At 57.7% G+C, this 13,098-nt stretch carries 20 protein-coding genes; 9 read left to right on the top strand and 11 right to left on the bottom strand.

Annotated features, from left to right (window positions below):
- Positions 1–192: 192 nt before the first annotated feature.
- Positions 193–1,398 carry an NAD(P)/FAD-dependent oxidoreductase gene (locus ACWR1S_RS04965; RefSeq protein WP_454562644.1) on the bottom strand — a complete coding sequence of 402 codons (1,206 nt, stop codon included), beginning with the start codon at positions 1,396–1,398 and terminating at the stop codon, positions 193–195.
- 292 nt (positions 1,399–1,690) lie between these two features.
- Between ACWR1S_RS04965 and ACWR1S_RS04970 the strand changes: the two genes are divergently transcribed.
- Entirely contained in the window at positions 1,691–2,239 is a 549-nt protein-coding gene (locus ACWR1S_RS04970; protein WP_242206278.1) for an RrF2 family transcriptional regulator, read from the top strand.
- Positions 2,240–2,317: 78 nt separating this feature from the next.
- Here ACWR1S_RS04970 and ACWR1S_RS04975 read toward each other — a convergent pair whose 3' ends face one another.
- Positions 2,318–2,653: a hypothetical protein gene (locus ACWR1S_RS04975; RefSeq protein ID WP_099758716.1), complete on the bottom strand. Its 336-nt coding sequence runs from the start codon at positions 2,651–2,653 to the stop codon at positions 2,318–2,320.
- A gap of 184 nt (positions 2,654–2,837) precedes the next feature.
- On the opposite strand from ACWR1S_RS04975, the gene ACWR1S_RS04980 reads away from it, so the two are divergent.
- Positions 2,838–3,077 carry a hypothetical protein gene (locus ACWR1S_RS04980; protein ID WP_008085812.1) on the top strand — a complete coding sequence of 80 codons (240 nt, stop codon included), beginning with the start codon at positions 2,838–2,840 and terminating at the stop codon, positions 3,075–3,077.
- 68 nt (positions 3,078–3,145) lie between these two features.
- Here the strand turns inward: ACWR1S_RS04980 and ACWR1S_RS04985 are convergent, their stop codons facing one another.
- Positions 3,146–3,343 carry a DUF2188 domain-containing protein gene (locus ACWR1S_RS04985; RefSeq protein ID WP_242206282.1) on the bottom strand — a complete coding sequence of 66 codons (198 nt, stop codon included), beginning with the start codon at positions 3,341–3,343 and terminating at the stop codon, positions 3,146–3,148.
- A 224-nt stretch (positions 3,344–3,567) separates the two neighbouring features.
- Here ACWR1S_RS04985 and ACWR1S_RS04990 point away from each other — a divergent pair, with 224 nt between their 5' ends.
- Positions 3,568–3,930 carry an NUDIX hydrolase gene (locus ACWR1S_RS04990; protein WP_454562645.1) on the top strand — a complete coding sequence of 121 codons (363 nt, stop codon included), beginning with the start codon at positions 3,568–3,570 and terminating at the stop codon, positions 3,928–3,930.
- 4 nt (positions 3,931–3,934) lie between these two features.
- Here the strand turns inward: ACWR1S_RS04990 and ACWR1S_RS04995 are convergent, their stop codons facing one another.
- The 3 genes from ACWR1S_RS04995 to ACWR1S_RS05005 form a co-directional block, all read right to left on the bottom strand.
- Positions 3,935–4,177: a DUF1652 domain-containing protein gene (locus ACWR1S_RS04995; RefSeq protein WP_454562646.1), complete on the bottom strand. Its 243-nt coding sequence runs from the start codon at positions 4,175–4,177 to the stop codon at positions 3,935–3,937.
- Between the two features lie 101 nt (positions 4,178–4,278).
- Positions 4,279–5,178: a polysaccharide deacetylase family protein gene (locus ACWR1S_RS05000; protein ID WP_454562647.1), complete on the bottom strand. Its 900-nt coding sequence runs from the start codon at positions 5,176–5,178 to the stop codon at positions 4,279–4,281.
- A 131-nt stretch (positions 5,179–5,309) separates the two neighbouring features.
- On the bottom strand, positions 5,310–6,257 hold the full coding sequence (locus tag ACWR1S_RS05005) for an ABC transporter substrate-binding protein (protein WP_454562648.1): 948 nt from the start codon (positions 6,255–6,257) through the stop codon (positions 5,310–5,312).
- Positions 6,258–6,551: 294 nt separating this feature from the next.
- On the opposite strand from ACWR1S_RS05005, the gene ACWR1S_RS05010 reads away from it, so the two are divergent.
- From ACWR1S_RS05010 to ACWR1S_RS05025, 4 genes are all read left to right on the top strand, one after another.
- Complete coding sequence (locus tag ACWR1S_RS05010; RefSeq protein WP_454562649.1) at positions 6,552–7,532, top strand: aliphatic sulfonate ABC transporter substrate-binding protein; 981 nt, start codon at positions 6,552–6,554, stop codon at positions 7,530–7,532.
- A gap of 61 nt (positions 7,533–7,593) precedes the next feature.
- Positions 7,594–8,436, top strand: coding sequence for an ABC transporter permease (locus tag ACWR1S_RS05015; protein WP_454562650.1), 843 nt, complete (start codon positions 7,594–7,596; stop codon positions 8,434–8,436).
- A gap of 29 nt (positions 8,437–8,465) precedes the next feature.
- Complete coding sequence (locus ACWR1S_RS05020) at positions 8,466–9,146, top strand: SOS response-associated peptidase (RefSeq protein WP_454562651.1); 681 nt, start codon at positions 8,466–8,468, stop codon at positions 9,144–9,146.
- A gap of 267 nt (positions 9,147–9,413) precedes the next feature.
- Positions 9,414–9,686, top strand: a complete 273-nt coding sequence (locus ACWR1S_RS05025) for a hypothetical protein (protein ID WP_242206298.1) — start codon at positions 9,414–9,416, stop codon at positions 9,684–9,686.
- 47 nt (positions 9,687–9,733) lie between these two features.
- Here the strand turns inward: ACWR1S_RS05025 and ACWR1S_RS05030 are convergent, their stop codons facing one another.
- From ACWR1S_RS05030 to ACWR1S_RS05045, 4 genes are all read right to left on the bottom strand, one after another.
- Complete coding sequence (locus tag ACWR1S_RS05030; protein ID WP_454562652.1) at positions 9,734–9,880, bottom strand: hypothetical protein; 147 nt, start codon at positions 9,878–9,880, stop codon at positions 9,734–9,736.
- 63 nt (positions 9,881–9,943) lie between these two features.
- Entirely contained in the window at positions 9,944–10,255 is a 312-nt protein-coding gene (locus ACWR1S_RS05035) for an AzlD domain-containing protein (protein ID WP_454562749.1), read from the bottom strand.
- A complete protein-coding gene (locus tag ACWR1S_RS05040; protein WP_454562653.1) occupies positions 10,255–10,953 on the bottom strand; it encodes an AzlC family ABC transporter permease in 699 nt (232 codons plus the stop codon). Before ACWR1S_RS05040 ends, ACWR1S_RS05035 begins: the two co-directional genes overlap by 1 nt.
- Positions 10,938–11,099: a hypothetical protein gene (locus ACWR1S_RS05045; RefSeq protein WP_454562654.1), complete on the bottom strand. Its 162-nt coding sequence runs from the start codon at positions 11,097–11,099 to the stop codon at positions 10,938–10,940. The genes ACWR1S_RS05040 and ACWR1S_RS05045 overlap by 16 nt, the downstream gene beginning before the upstream one ends.
- Positions 11,100–11,138: 39 nt before the next feature.
- Here ACWR1S_RS05045 and ACWR1S_RS05050 point away from each other — a divergent pair, with 39 nt between their 5' ends.
- Together ACWR1S_RS05050 and ACWR1S_RS05055 are read left to right on the top strand one after the other, a co-directional pair.
- Positions 11,139–12,074 carry a GGDEF domain-containing protein gene (locus ACWR1S_RS05050; RefSeq protein WP_454562655.1) on the top strand — a complete coding sequence of 312 codons (936 nt, stop codon included), beginning with the start codon at positions 11,139–11,141 and terminating at the stop codon, positions 12,072–12,074.
- A gap of 52 nt (positions 12,075–12,126) precedes the next feature.
- Positions 12,127–12,501, top strand: a complete 375-nt coding sequence (locus tag ACWR1S_RS05055; RefSeq protein WP_242206309.1) for a DUF2784 domain-containing protein — start codon at positions 12,127–12,129, stop codon at positions 12,499–12,501.
- Here the strand turns inward: ACWR1S_RS05055 and ACWR1S_RS05060 are convergent, their stop codons facing one another.
- The gene (locus ACWR1S_RS05060) at positions 12,502–13,029 is read right to left on the bottom strand and encodes a DUF3087 domain-containing protein (protein ID WP_454562656.1); all 528 of its coding nucleotides are present in this window, start codon (positions 13,027–13,029) and stop codon (positions 12,502–12,504) included.
- Between the last annotated feature and the right edge of the window lie 69 nt (positions 13,030–13,098).

Consider the following 13,098-nt stretch of genomic DNA (forward strand, 5'->3'; position numbering starts at 1 on the left):
GCGGAAGAAACGGGACATGGCTGCAAACGCTCTCTGGTTGTTATTGATGAGCTGTGTTTGCGATTTTTTAACACCGGGGCTGGAGCCGGCCGTAACCATTAAAAATCATGGGGCAATGAGTTTTAGTCATAGCCCTTTCGCGAGTGCAAAAAAATCCCGCTCAGGGAGCGGGATCGATGGCGGCGGCGTTTGTTACGCGACTACAGGAATCAGCGGATCTGCCGCCGCCAGCGCGCTAACGCGATCAGCCGCCGGTGGGTAGATCCACTGGGTGTTGATCTGCGTCTTCAGGGTTTTGCCTTCCTGCTTGACCAGCTTCACCTGACGATCCCAGCCTTCGGTGTACACCGCGCCCCAAGCGCCGAGGTCGAGGCAAGTGACGTATTTCGGCTGGCTGTACGGCGTCGGGTCGACACCAAGAATCTGCGCAGCGACGTTGTTACCGGCGTGCCGGCCCAACGAGATCGCGTGCTGGCAGGTCATCAGTGCATAGTTGCCGATATCGTCGGTGGCGGCGTAGGCGACATCGCCGGTGGCGAAGATGTCGTCCTGACCGATGACTTTCAGGTGTGCGTCGACGTGCAGGCGACCTTGCTTATCGCGTTCAGCGGGAATCTGCTCGGTCAGCGAACTGGCGCGTACACCGGTGGTCCAGACCACGGTTTTCGCTTCGATGTGCTGGCCATCCGAAAGCGTCACGCCGTTGGCATCCACCGACTGTACCGACACAGCCAAACGCCATTCAACGCCCAACGCTTCGCTGGCTTCGAGGATCGATTGGCTGATCTCTTCGCCCATCGACGCGCCGATCTTCGCGCCGCGATCAACGATGATCACCTTGATATCTGCCCGCTCACCAAGAATCTCGCGCAGACGCCCCGGCATCTCGGTGGCCGTTTCAATCCCGGTGAAACCACCGCCAGCTACGACAACCGTGTTGCGTGACTTGCTGTCAGGCTGGTTTTTCAGGGCTTTCAGATGGGCCTCCAGACGAATCGCCGCTTCGATCTGGTCAACGTCAAAGGCGTATTGAGCGACACCTGGCGTGGCCGACTGTGCCAGACCGCTGCCGCTGGCCAGAACGAGTTTGTCGTAGTGGAACACTTGCTTGCCGCCCGCAGCATCGGAGTAACCGACGGTTTTGTTCGCCACGTCGATGGTTTCCGCTGCGCCCTTGATGAAGTGAACGCCGACTGCTTCGAACAGTTCATGCAGCGGTGCGGCCAGTTGATGCGCATTGGGTTCATAGAAACGTGGACGCACGCGCAACTCGGCTTGCGGTGCGAGTACGCTGATTTCGACGTCGTTGCGATTGTGCAGGTCGACCAGACGCGTAGCGCTCAACGCCGACCACATGCCGCCAAACCCGGCGCCGACAATCAGAATCTGCTGCTTCATTGTGTTTCTCCAGAAAACGCCCAGCGATTGGAAGAGGTGAAATCGAATTCGTCGTGAGCCGGTCATCCCGACTCAATAGCGCCGACTCTATTGGTCGGATATAAAACCAACAAGTCAGATTATCCGATAGGTTTAATCGGATTTATAGATATCAAATCCAACGTAACGCCGAAGTCATCTCTGGAATTTACAGGTAAAACATCTGATATTCATGGCGTTCTGTTCAACCGAGCGGATTGCCGGGGAACGATCTGGCTGGTAGTATTTACGACAAATCAAGTCGGACTTACTCATGTCTCTCTACAGTGCAGGCGTCGAATACGGCATCCATTGCCTGGCTTTTCTGGTCACCAGCAACGGCGATACCCGTGAGGCCAGCGTGCGTGACCTCGCGGAATTGCAAGGCGTGCCTTTGGAATACCTGGCAAAAATTTTTACCAAACTGGCCAAGGGCAAACTGGTGGTGGCTTCAGAAGGCGTGCGCGGCGGATTCAGCCTGGCGCGGCCGGCCGATGAAATCAGCCTGCTCGACATCGTTAACGCCATCGACGGGCGCAAGAATATTTTCGAGTGCCGCGACATTCGCGGACGCTGCGCGTTGTTTGACGGCAATCCACCAGAGTGGGCCGTCGACGGCACTTGCTCGATTCACGGCGCGATGATGACCGCGCAAAAACGCATGGAAGAAGCCCTCGCCCAACAGACCATCCTCGACATCGCAAGGAAGGTCGGACGCAAGGCACCGAAAGAGTTCGGTCAGCAAGTGGAAGACTGGATGCAGGATCGGCGGGAGAAAAAGGGCAACGTCGGCAGCATCCCGCTCACCGACATTTCCGACTGACGTAATGGCTGGTAAAACCTCGAAAAAAAAGCAGAAACCGTTTAACCGGGTTCTGCTTTTTTGCTTCTGAAGAAATGCTTACAGGCAATCACGTACCGATTGGCGCAACGAACCGGACTTCGCCCACGGCGGCCCCTGATACAACGAAACCCGGCTGCCGTCCTTGTACTTGACGATGTCGAGGATCTCGTCAGCAGTGATGATGCTTGGCGCGGTGATACGGTAGCCGTTGGAAATCGACGTCTGCGAAGTCTTGGCCACATCCTTCTGCCACAACGGTAATAAACACGCAGCATAGTCCTTGGGCGACTTGGTACTGGTCTTGCTGATATTCGGCTCACCCGGCACCAGCGAGGCCGGCAACGAGCAACCTGCCAACATGGCCAACGCCAGACTCCCGATCCATATCCGCATGGTGTATTCCTGATCTGAAAAAAGTGAATGTAGCGTGTAAGCGGCTCTACATCCATCGTGGCACCGCGCCCTTGGCGCAATCTGCACAACTTTTCACAACCGCTGGGCGTACTGACGAATGCGCTTTGTCCATCGCCTGAAAATGCGACTACTCTTTTCTACCGAGAATGTTCTGGAGGTGATCATGCGGCTCAATGAATACGAACACGAACTTCAACGCGACCTGCAAAGCGTCGCATCGGACTTGCGATGGTCGGCGGTCGACCTGAAACGTATCGCCGAACAACTGCGCAAATCCGGCAACGAGGCGGATGCGCAAACCGTGCTGAGATCCTGCGAGGTGCTGCAAAGCGATGAAGAACGGCTGCAGCTGTATGCCAAGGAAGTGAAAGCCCGCGCCATCAGCCGAACCAAGGTCCACTGAGACCTGCATCCCTTCCCCCAAACAAAAGCCCCGACACATGCCGGGGCTCTTTGATTGCAGCCGTTCAGTCAGTGGCTTTTGTGACTTTGGGTGCGCGTCGAGCGTTTTTTGTAGCCGGGCAGTGCAGCGGCGTAGGCCAGCGCCTCTTCCCTGCTGCCAAACGACGCCAGCCGATCGCCTTGGGTGCAAACCCGCCATGGGCCATTGTTCACGCTAAGCACGTCATAGCCGTTCATGTGCATCTTGTTCAACATCGGCATGCTCATGGACACCTCCATTTTCGCTAACGGTCAGATCCAGCTTCACGCTTTTACCTTACACCCTCATCCACGCGAATGGCCGACCGGGTGTCGCCAGCCCGGCGGTCAAGGATCCGGCACTTTTCCCGGAAATCAGCCCTCAAAATCCCCATGAAACCTTTGCCTCAAGGCCCGGCTCAAATATTGCAGTTTTATTTCTATTTTGTGACAAGCGACAAAAAAGGTAACAGATGAAAGTACGTGCAACCGTTATATGCGAACAGGATCGCCACATTCTCCTGGTGCGCAAACCGCGCTGCCGCTGGACATTGCCCGGCGGCAAGGTCGAGCCAGGGGAAACCCGGGCGCAGGCTGCCGTGCGCGAACTGCAGGAAGAAACCGGCCTGGATGCCGAAGATGTCTTGTATCTGATGGAACTGCAGAGCGGCAGCACCCGGCATCATGTTTACGAAGCGTCGGTGCAGGACTTTGAGCAGGTGCGCCCGCAAAACGAGATCGTCGATTGCATCTGGCATCCGCTGGACGCGGTGGGCAATCTGAACACCAGCGAAGCGACGCTGCGCATCGTTCAAGCGTTTCAGCGACGGTTATGAGGGCTTAGCCAGCGAATGCGCGACGACCAGCGCTCATTTCCGTGCGTAATTCACCGATGAAGTTGGAAATGTCACGGATGGTGACGAGATGCTCGGGGGAAACGCCATTGAGCAATAAATCCACCCGTCCACTTTCAGGGTCATAAACCTTGATCTGCAGGAGCCCCTGCACTGATGGGGTGCAGTCACATTTACGTGCCGGAAAGCCAGACTCGACGATGCGGCAAATATCGGCAATGACAAGCATGGGTGGACGCCTCACAGGCGATGGTTCGATGAATCCGTAGAGCATAGATGAGCAATTTGTGTCTTGCTCGACACAAAAATGCCAAGCGCGTCACAACTTCCTCAGTGCGCGTCATGATCCCAGATCCAGTTCCACATCCCCGGCAAACTCACCGCTTCCGAGCTTTTTTCCACGGTGCGCGCCAGCGCGGCTTTCTCGAGTTCAGCGTGATCATCATAAAAAGGCTTGTCCGCCAGTCTCACGCCCGTGGCGGCAGCGCTATCCAGCAAAATCTGCAGGTATTCGCGGGTGTGCCGCGCGGTATAGCGGTTGAGATCATGAAAGGTCACCACCACCGGAATGACGCCGTCCACGGTCGGCAACTCACCGAGGGCAATACGTTCGCGGACCTCCGATAATTGCCGCAGCATGTTGGCCCGGCGCCGTGGGCTGGCATTGAAGCCCCAGATCTTGCCGTCGTTGGCGCTCAGGTCCGTCAGCAAAACGTGCAAACCGTGCTGCTGATAGGCGGCGAAGGTGCGTTTGTCGTAATTCCAGAACGGTGGCCGCAACAGTGTCGGTGGCGCGCCGGTGATGGCGGCGATATCAGCCGTGCCGTTGCTCAGCGACTCTTCGAGTTCTTGCGGGTTGAGCAAGCGATGATTGGTGTGCCAATGGGTCGCGGTGTGAAACGCGAGAATGTGCCCCTCCTCATGTTCACGACGCATGATGCTGCGGCCAATGTCACTGTTGCCCGCTCGTGGCGCACGCGTCTGCACGAAGAACACCGCTTTGATATTCGGCATCAGCGGATTGTCCTTGAGACTGTCGAGCACCGTGGCCGACGGATTCCACAAACTCGAGGCGCTGGGGCCATCGTCGAAGGTCAACAGAAAGCGCACCGGCGCCTGGGTCTTCAGCCGTGTTTCGGTTTGCGCGGTCATTTCAATCGGGGCGGCGATGCAACCGGCCAGCCCAAGCGCAATAAGCGCGGCACAGAGAAGTTTGAATCCGGAGTTCATGTTTTGCCTTGAGCACGGCGACGGCCGTCATGTGGTCGATTGGCAAAACTCCCTCGCCCTTATCCATCCCTGCGCTCCGATACACGAGCGGAGGTTGGATAAGGTACACAGGGTTTGGTTCCGGCGCTCGCTCAGTGCGTCAATGCCTGCTGAAAAGACCTGTCGATAATCCCTGCCGTGGCCAACGGAGCCGGCAGCGCTTTCACTTTGAACAGGAAGTCGGCGGTGCTTTGCAGGTCCATCGCAGCCTGCTGATCCACTGGCCCGACGGTCATGTGCGCCTGACGCAACCAGTGCCGCGACACTTGTTGGTCGAGATTGGCTTTCTTTGCCCACAGATCGGCGTACTCATCGGTGTGGCTGTCGACCCAGGCCCGAGCCAGTTTCAACCGACCGAGAAAATCCGCAATGGCGGCACGCTTGCTGTCGATGGACGGCGTCGATGCCGCGATCGCGCTGAGCCCCGGCATCAGATTCTTTGCAGTCAGGATTGGTCGCGCGCCTGAGAACACGATCTGCTGGGAAATGTACGGTTCCCACACCGGAAAGGCGTCAATGCTGCCCTGAGGCAACGCGGCGGCGGCATCGATCGGCATCAGCTTGACGAAGTCGACGTAGTTGTCCGGCAGACCGCTCTGCTCCAGAGCACGCAAGGTCAACTGCTGACTCCAGGCACCGGGCCAGTAGGCGACTTTCTTGCCTTTCAGGTCGGCGATGGTTTTCACCGGCGAATCCTTCGGCACCAGCAACGCGATGGTCTCCGGATTCTGCCGCGAGACGCCGATCAGTTTCACCGGCGCCTGCTTGGCAGCCAGAAACAAAAAGCCGGAATCACCGAGAAAACCCAGATCCAGCGAGCCAGTCTGCAAGGCCTCCGCCAAGGGTGCTGCGGCCTGGAAGTGTTTCCAGTCAACGGTATAAGGCGCGTCTTTCAGCACGCCGGACGCTTCCACCGAAGCACGGATATTGTAGTAGTTCTGATCGCCCACATGCAGGACCAATGGCTCGGCTGCGTAGGAAAGCGGCGAAGTGAAGAGCGCTGTGAGTAGCGCACTGCGTAGGAAACGAGAAAGCTTCATGGGCTGACCTGCAGAGGGAAATTGCATAGACCATAACGCTGTTATTTCTCGGTTTTGAAATTCGATTAATGCATAAGCTCATCACTCTCGATGCCCACTGTTCGCGTGGCAACAGTGGCGAACCACAGTGTTGACCATGCAACAGCTGAAACCCTGCATCCGGCCGTAAAACCCTTATAATCCGGCACTTCCAAGCACATGGCACAGAGCCTGCAATATTCCATTCATGCAGGAAGCATTCGATAAAAATATCTTTTTGGACATAAGAAACCTGTGCCTTTGCCGGAGCGCTCCATGACATCGTTCTTTGCTCATTTCAAAACACTGCTGGCCGCCAGCGCTGTGATGCTGAGTCTGCAACCGTTCGCCCACGCGAGTGAGACCGCGCCAGCGGAAGTGCATCTCGACTACGCCTATTACTCACCGGTCAGTCTGGTGCTCAAGCACTTCGGCTTCCTCGAAAAGGCTTTGCCGCAAACCAAGGTCAGTTGGGTACTGAGCCAAGGCAGCAACCGTTCGCTGGAATACCTCAACAGTGGCGGCGTGGATTTCGCTTCCAGCGCCAGCCTGGCGGCCGTGCTGAGTCGGGCCAATGGCAGCCCGATCAAATCCGTCTACGTCTACAGCCGCGCCGAATGGACAGCGCTGGTGGTGCGCAAGGATTCGCCGTATCAGACCGTCGCCGACCTCAAGGGCAAAAAGATCGCCGCCACCAAGGGCACCGACCCGTACTTGTTTACCCTGCGCAGCCTGCAACAGGCCGGACTGAAAAAAGACGATGTCGAACTGGTCCATCTGCAACACCCGGATGGCCGCACCGCGCTGGAAAAAGGCGATGTCGACGCCTGGGCCGGACTCGATCCGCACATGGCCGCCAGTCAGGTGCAGGCCGGTTCGCGCCTGCTCTACCGCAACCCGGCGTTCAACAGTTACGGCGTGGTCAGCGTCACCGAGCAGTACGCCAAGGAACACCCGCAGACCATCGACAGCGTGATCAAGGCCTATGAACAGGCGCGCGACTGGGCATTGAAAAACCCCGATGAATTCGCCGCCCTGTTGGCCAAGGAATCCGGTTTGCCGCTGGACGTAGCCAAGTTGCAACTGTCGCGCACCGACCTGAGCAGCCCGCAACTCACTCAGCAGGACATCAGCGCCTCCAAGGCAGCGGCGCCGATTCTGGTCTCCGAGGAATTGGTGCGCCGAGGGGTGAATGTCGATCAAGTCATCGATCAATTGCTCGACAGCGGTGTGCAGCAAGCCGTCGCCCACCAGTAATCGATCAGTCTCACGATAAATCCGCGCCTGTCGCGGATTTGTCGTGAGCGGAGCCAAGACCATGACCACTCACAGCAAAGACTTGCCCGCGCCACTTGCCGTACCGCGCCAGCGTCCTGCGAGTTTGAATTCGACGTGGCAACGCCGCTGCAAAGGCCTGGCCCTGCCGCTACTGATCATCGTCGCGCTGGAAATTATCGTACGCATCGGTTGGCTGCCGTCCTACCAGATGCCAGCGCCGAGCGAGATCGCCCTGACCCTCACCGACCTCGCCGAAGGCGCGTTGTGGAAGCATATTGGCGCCAGCCTGATTCGGGTGTTGCTGGGTTTTGCCATTGGCGCCAGTCTGGCATTGGTGTTTGCTGCCTGGGTCGGTTTGAGCCGTGAAGCCGAGGCCTATCTGGAGCCAACGTTCGCCGCCCTGCGCTCGATTCCGAGCCTGGCCTGGGTGCCACTGCTGCTGTTGTGGCTGGGCATCGACGAGACGTCGAAAATCGTCTTGATTGCCATCGGCGCGTTTTTTCCGGTGTACGTCAACGTCGTCGCGGCCATTCGCAATATTGATCGCAAACTGGTGGAAGTCGGCCGCATCTACGGCTTCAGCCGCTTGCAACTGGTACGACGGATCTTGCTGCCGGCCGCCCTGCCCGGCCTGTTTACCGGGTTACGCAGCGGCATGAGCCTGGCGTGGATGTTTCTCGTCGCGGCGGAGTTGATCGCGGCGACCAAGGGCCTGGGTTATCTGCTCAGTGACGGTCGGGAAACCTCGCGGCCGGACATCGTGCTGGCCGCGATCATCGTGCTCGCCTTGCTCGGCAAACTCAGCGACGGCTTGCTGGCCATGCTCGAACGTCGCTGGTTGAAATGGCGCGACACGTTCACCGGTCAGGACGCCAGCGACTAAGCTGAAATCTCCCTCCGGAGATTCAGCCCATGTGCGGAAGACTCTCGCAGTACCGTGGCATTCACGACTTTGTCGCGGTGCTGAGCATTCCCGACGCGTTGATCAATCACGTCGGCGATGCATCGCTTGATCGCTACAACGCGGCGCCGACCACTGCGCTGGCCGTCCTGCATCAACAAGGGCAACAGCTGCATGCCGACAATCTGCGTTGGGGCTGGCGCCCGCACTGGGCCAGGGATCGCCCCGCACCCATCAATGCCCGCGTCGAGAAAGTCGCCCATGGCCCGTTCTTCCGGGCGATCTGGCGCCATCGTTTGATTGTGCCGGTCGATAACTGGTTTGAATGGGTCAACGCCGAGGACAAAACCCGCCAACCGTGGCTGATCCGTCGCGCGGATCACGGTCCAGTTTTCTGCGCGGCCATCGGACAATTTCCGACAGCCGAAACAGCGGCTCGGGATGACGACGGTTTCGTCATCATCACCGCCGATGCCATCGGCGGCATGCTCGATATCCATGATCGCCGACCGCTGGTGTTGCGCGCAGATCTAGTGCACGAATGGCTCGATCCAGCGACGCCCATCGAGCGTGCCGAACAAATGTTGCTGTTCGAAGGTGAAGGCAGCGAAGTGTTCGAGTGGCACAAAGTCGGCAAAGCTGTCGGTAACTCGCGCAATCAGGGCGCCGAATTGATTGAACCCGCCGGCTAAATATTTCCCGGAGCGGCACGTTATTAAAAAAACGGCCAAAGCTTTGAATCCACAGCGTTACACCGGGTGTTTCAACGACGAAACACCGATGATGAAACAGACGTTCGAATGAACTAACCGCCTGTCTGACATTTCAACCGTCATACATACATTTAGAAGCACTACGGATAGCATGCGCGCCGCATTTCCGATTGGTATACCAGTTGACCAAAGAGTCAACAAATCAGGAATTCCCCACAACTTCTACAAGCCTTGCAGAGAAATAAGTTGCGCGACGATTTTGCAATCAAACAGGTCAGCGGCCTGGAGTGTATTTATCTGTCGATGACAGAACGCTTTGAACTCGACTGTTTTATCGGCCACTACATCAAGACCCGAAACCTGCGTTCCGTACCCGATATCGAACAGACCCTGCGCACCACCCTCGAAGCGTATCCCGGCCACCCGCCGGTGATGGTCAACGAGCTCAATGCGTGGATCGACCGAACCTTGGGATTTCGAGCCTCACACCCCGATTTCACGCAGCTGGACGATCTTTGAAACCACGAAAAAGCCCCGCAAATGCGGGGCTTTTTCGTATAAATCAATTAAAACTTGCGATCCGGAACTGACAGCTCCCGGCCGTCATCATGCTTCCAGGTTTGTTCCTTGTGCTTCTCCCGCTCGATTTCCTCTTCAGTCGGCTCATCAGTCTCTTGCTCATCCGTCTCTGGATGCTTTTGCTCAGTCGCCATGCGCGCCTCCTTTTATCAGTAAACCTTCATCCCTAAAGCGTAGAACAGTTTCAAGCGGACCACTTACAACCACCAGCGCAGCAGAAAGAAGAACGCCATGCTCAGCAACATGCTGAGCAAAGTGCTGCGCGTATATATCACCAGTGCGATCGCGACCAGTGAACTAAGCAGATACGGGTTATCCCACTGCAGATTCAGCTGTTTGTCGGGCATGAAGACAATCGGCCCGCAAATGGCGGTGAGCATTCCGGGAACCGCAAACCCGAGAAACTGCCGCGCATTGCTACTTAAACGTACCGGTAAACGCGGCTCGAGAAACACGTAGCGGTTGAGAAAAACGAGGAGCCCCATGCCGAAAATAACTACCCAAACCATCATGTGCGCTCCCGATACAGCTTGTTGCAGATAAACCCGGCGGTCATTCCCGCCAGCCCGGACAACACCAGTGCCGAGCCCCATTGCCAATAGCTGAACAGCACGGAGCAGAACAACGAAACCACCACACACACCACCGTCGGCACGTTACGCACCACCGGCGTGATCAACGCGATAAACGTGGCGGCAATCGAGAAGTCCAGCCCCAGATGCTCAAGCCCCGGAATGCTGCTGCCGAGGACGATGCCGGCCAGGGTGAACAGATTCCACGCGAGGTAGAACGTCAGGCCGACGCCCAACGCATACCAGCGATTGAACTGCTGACGGTCATGCTGACTGGTCAGCGCAAACAACTCATCGGTGAGCAAAAAGCCCAAACCGATTCGCCAGCGCCCCGGCAGCGGTGAAATCACCGAGCGCATGCTCATGCCATACAGCAAGTGCTGCGACGTCAGCAGCAACGTGGTCAGCAGAATCGAGAAAATCCCCGCGCCGCCCTTGAGCATGCCGATCGCTACTAACTGCGCGGCACCGGCAAACACGATGCTCGACAGACCTTGACCTTGCAGCGGCGTGAGATTGGCTTCGATCGCCATGGAACCGGCCAGCAGCCCCCACGGCGCGGTGGCCAGAGACAACGGCATGATCGCCACAGCGCCACGAAGGAACGCACTGCGTGGCATTACTGAGTCAGACATAAACGTTCTTCAACCAGGAAAACGGTCGGCGACTGTGCCAGCAAATTCGCTTTTCTGGCTTGAACAATCTTGCGCACTTGTGGGAAATCAACCGAATGCAACCGTTCATCGGCAAGCCGCTTGCAACCGAGGATGGCCAACAACATGCTGGCGCTGCATTTTCCCCCACGAGACCATGCCCTGCCATGACCGCCATCGACAGCGACGTGTACAAGACTCTGCTGGAATCGACCCAAGCCATCCCGTGGCGAATCGACTGGAAAACCATGACCTTCAGCTACATCGGCCCGCAGATCGAAGCCCTGCTCGGCTGGCAGCAGGACAGTTGGGTCGGGGTCAACGACTGGGTCGAGCGCATGCACCCGGATGATCGCGATTACGTGGTGGAGTTTTGTGTGTCGCAGTCGCGTGCCGGGGTCGACCACGAAGCCGATTATCGCGCCCTCACCAGCACCGGCGACTACGTGTGGATCCGTGACGTCGTGCACGTGGTGCGCAAGGACGGCGAAGTCGAAGCGCTGGTCGGGTTCATGTTCGATATCAGCGAGCGCAAGAAAACCGAAGAACACCTGATCCGCCTGCAGAAACAACTGGAAGAGTATTCGTTTCAGGATGGTCTGACCGGCATTGCCAACCGGCGCATGTTCGACACCGTCCTCGAACGCGAATGGCTTAACGCCCAACGCACGGGATTGCCGCTGTCGCTGCTGATCCTCGATATCGACTACTTCAAGCAGTACAACGACCATTACGGCCACATCAAAGGTGATGAATGCCTGCGCCAGGTGGCCAAGACCCTGGCGCTGGCGGCCAATCGTCCTCGGGATTTCATTGCCCGGATCGGCGGTGAAGAATTTGTCTGGCTGCTGCCGGAAACCGATGCCGAATCGGCGCGCCTGGTCGCCCGAAAATGCCTGCACCTGATCTGCCAACAGCAGATCGCTCATGCTCAATCACCGGTGTCGTCGCTGTTGAGTCTGAGCCTCGGCGCGGGCACTACGCAGGCGAGCGCCGAAAGCGATTCGCTGCATTTTGTCGAGCGCGTCGACAAACTGCTCTACCAGGCCAAACACAACGGCCGGATGCGCGCGGAATTCGCTGATTTTCGTACTGACGATTAATCCCCTGACCGGCGTAACATAGCGCCATTCACAATCGCGTCAGGGAGACGACATGCTGTACCGAATCGCAGCCGACGGGCTGGTGCTGTTTCATTTGTCATTTATTTTGTTCGTGCTGTTTGGCGGGCTGCTGGTGCTCAAATGGCCACGTTTGATGTGGTTGCATTTACCCGCCGCCACCTGGGGCGTGATGGTCGAGGTGCTGCACCTGACTTGTCCGCTGACCTACTGGGAAAACCTTATGCGCCATGCGGCCGGGCAGACCGAATACGCCGGCGGCTTCATCGAGCATTACATCTGGCCGGTCATCTACCCGGCCGGGCTCACCCCGCAGATTCAACTGGCGCTCGGCAGCGTGGTGCTGGCGGTCAACCTGCTGGTGTATGGTCGCTTGATCCGTTCGTGGAGGCTGCGTCGAGCGCTCTAATCAGCGCCGCGTCTGCTTCAGGGTTTCCAGCCAGGCCGGATCCAGACGCGTCTGCTCAGTGTCGAGCCCCTGCGCCTGCATGCGTTCCTTATGCGCTTCAACTTCGCGCCACAGTTGCCCGTGATCGCTGGAGTTGCCGTCCAGTTCGTGCATTTGTGTCAGCCCGAGATGGTAGAAGCGCAGCACCTTCATCGCCGTCGGATCATTCTGCTCCACCGCCGCCGTCACCTGATGCATCACATTGGTGATGCTCATCAGGCTGCGCTTGAGCCGCCAGCTGTATACCGCTGGCGCCATCCAGCTCTGATTCCAGAAACGCCCGCGCAGTAATGCCGCAGTCAGCAGAAATGCCAGAAAAACCCCGCCGACATTGAAGCGCAGGTTATCGCCGCCAGGTTCGCCGAACAACGCCACCGCCACGCTCGAGAACAACATCGCCAGCACCAGGAACAGCACGGCAATGATGATCGTGCTGCGTCGGGTCTGCTGGCGAAAGGTTGCGGCATCCATCGGCTGAATCTCGAACATCACAAATGACTTCCTTGGGCGACAAAAGGGGTAACTGAAAAAACCGGCCGGCGCATTATCGCCTCTGCG

This window comes from Pseudomonas sp. AIG (assembly GCF_977020205.1).

What these genes read in the sequence shown, in the direction of transcription:
- ACWR1S_RS04965 (WP_454562644.1), bottom strand. Translation starts at nt 1,398, where the DNA reads ATGAAGCAGCAGATTCTGATTGTCGGCGCCGGGTTTGGCGGCATGTGG.
- ACWR1S_RS04970 (WP_242206278.1), top strand. Translation starts at nt 1,691, where the DNA reads ATGTCTCTCTACAGTGCAGGCGTCGAATACGGCATCCATTGCCTGGCT.
- ACWR1S_RS04975 (WP_099758716.1), bottom strand. Translation starts at nt 2,653, where the DNA reads ATGCGGATATGGATCGGGAGTCTGGCGTTGGCCATGTTGGCAGGTTGC.
- ACWR1S_RS04980 (WP_008085812.1), top strand. Translation starts at nt 2,838, where the DNA reads ATGCGGCTCAATGAATACGAACACGAACTTCAACGCGACCTGCAAAGC.
- ACWR1S_RS04985 (WP_242206282.1), bottom strand. Translation starts at nt 3,343, where the DNA reads ATGAGCATGCCGATGTTGAACAAGATGCACATGAACGGCTATGACGTG.
- ACWR1S_RS04990 (WP_454562645.1), top strand. Translation starts at nt 3,568, where the DNA reads ATGAAAGTACGTGCAACCGTTATATGCGAACAGGATCGCCACATTCTC.
- ACWR1S_RS04995 (WP_454562646.1), bottom strand. Translation starts at nt 4,177, where the DNA reads ATGCTTGTCATTGCCGATATTTGCCGCATCGTCGAGTCTGGCTTTCCG.
- ACWR1S_RS05000 (WP_454562647.1), bottom strand. Translation starts at nt 5,178, where the DNA reads ATGAACTCCGGATTCAAACTTCTCTGTGCCGCGCTTATTGCGCTTGGG.
- ACWR1S_RS05005 (WP_454562648.1), bottom strand. Translation starts at nt 6,257, where the DNA reads ATGAAGCTTTCTCGTTTCCTACGCAGTGCGCTACTCACAGCGCTCTTC.
- ACWR1S_RS05010 (WP_454562649.1), top strand. Translation starts at nt 6,552, where the DNA reads ATGACATCGTTCTTTGCTCATTTCAAAACACTGCTGGCCGCCAGCGCT.
- ACWR1S_RS05015 (WP_454562650.1), top strand. Translation starts at nt 7,594, where the DNA reads ATGACCACTCACAGCAAAGACTTGCCCGCGCCACTTGCCGTACCGCGC.
- ACWR1S_RS05020 (WP_454562651.1), top strand. Translation starts at nt 8,466, where the DNA reads ATGTGCGGAAGACTCTCGCAGTACCGTGGCATTCACGACTTTGTCGCG.
- ACWR1S_RS05030 (WP_454562652.1), bottom strand. Translation starts at nt 9,880, where the DNA reads ATGGCGACTGAGCAAAAGCATCCAGAGACGGATGAGCAAGAGACTGAT.
- ACWR1S_RS05035 (WP_454562749.1), bottom strand. Translation starts at nt 10,255, where the DNA reads ATGGTTTGGGTAGTTATTTTCGGCATGGGGCTCCTCGTTTTTCTCAAC.
- ACWR1S_RS05040 (WP_454562653.1), bottom strand. Translation starts at nt 10,953, where the DNA reads ATGTCTGACTCAGTAATGCCACGCAGTGCGTTCCTTCGTGGCGCTGTG.
- ACWR1S_RS05045 (WP_454562654.1), bottom strand. Translation starts at nt 11,099, where the DNA reads ATGTTGTTGGCCATCCTCGGTTGCAAGCGGCTTGCCGATGAACGGTTG.
- ACWR1S_RS05050 (WP_454562655.1), top strand. Translation starts at nt 11,139, where the DNA reads ATGACCGCCATCGACAGCGACGTGTACAAGACTCTGCTGGAATCGACC.
- ACWR1S_RS05055 (WP_242206309.1), top strand. Translation starts at nt 12,127, where the DNA reads ATGCTGTACCGAATCGCAGCCGACGGGCTGGTGCTGTTTCATTTGTCA.
- ACWR1S_RS05060 (WP_454562656.1), bottom strand. Translation starts at nt 13,029, where the DNA reads ATGTTCGAGATTCAGCCGATGGATGCCGCAACCTTTCGCCAGCAGACC.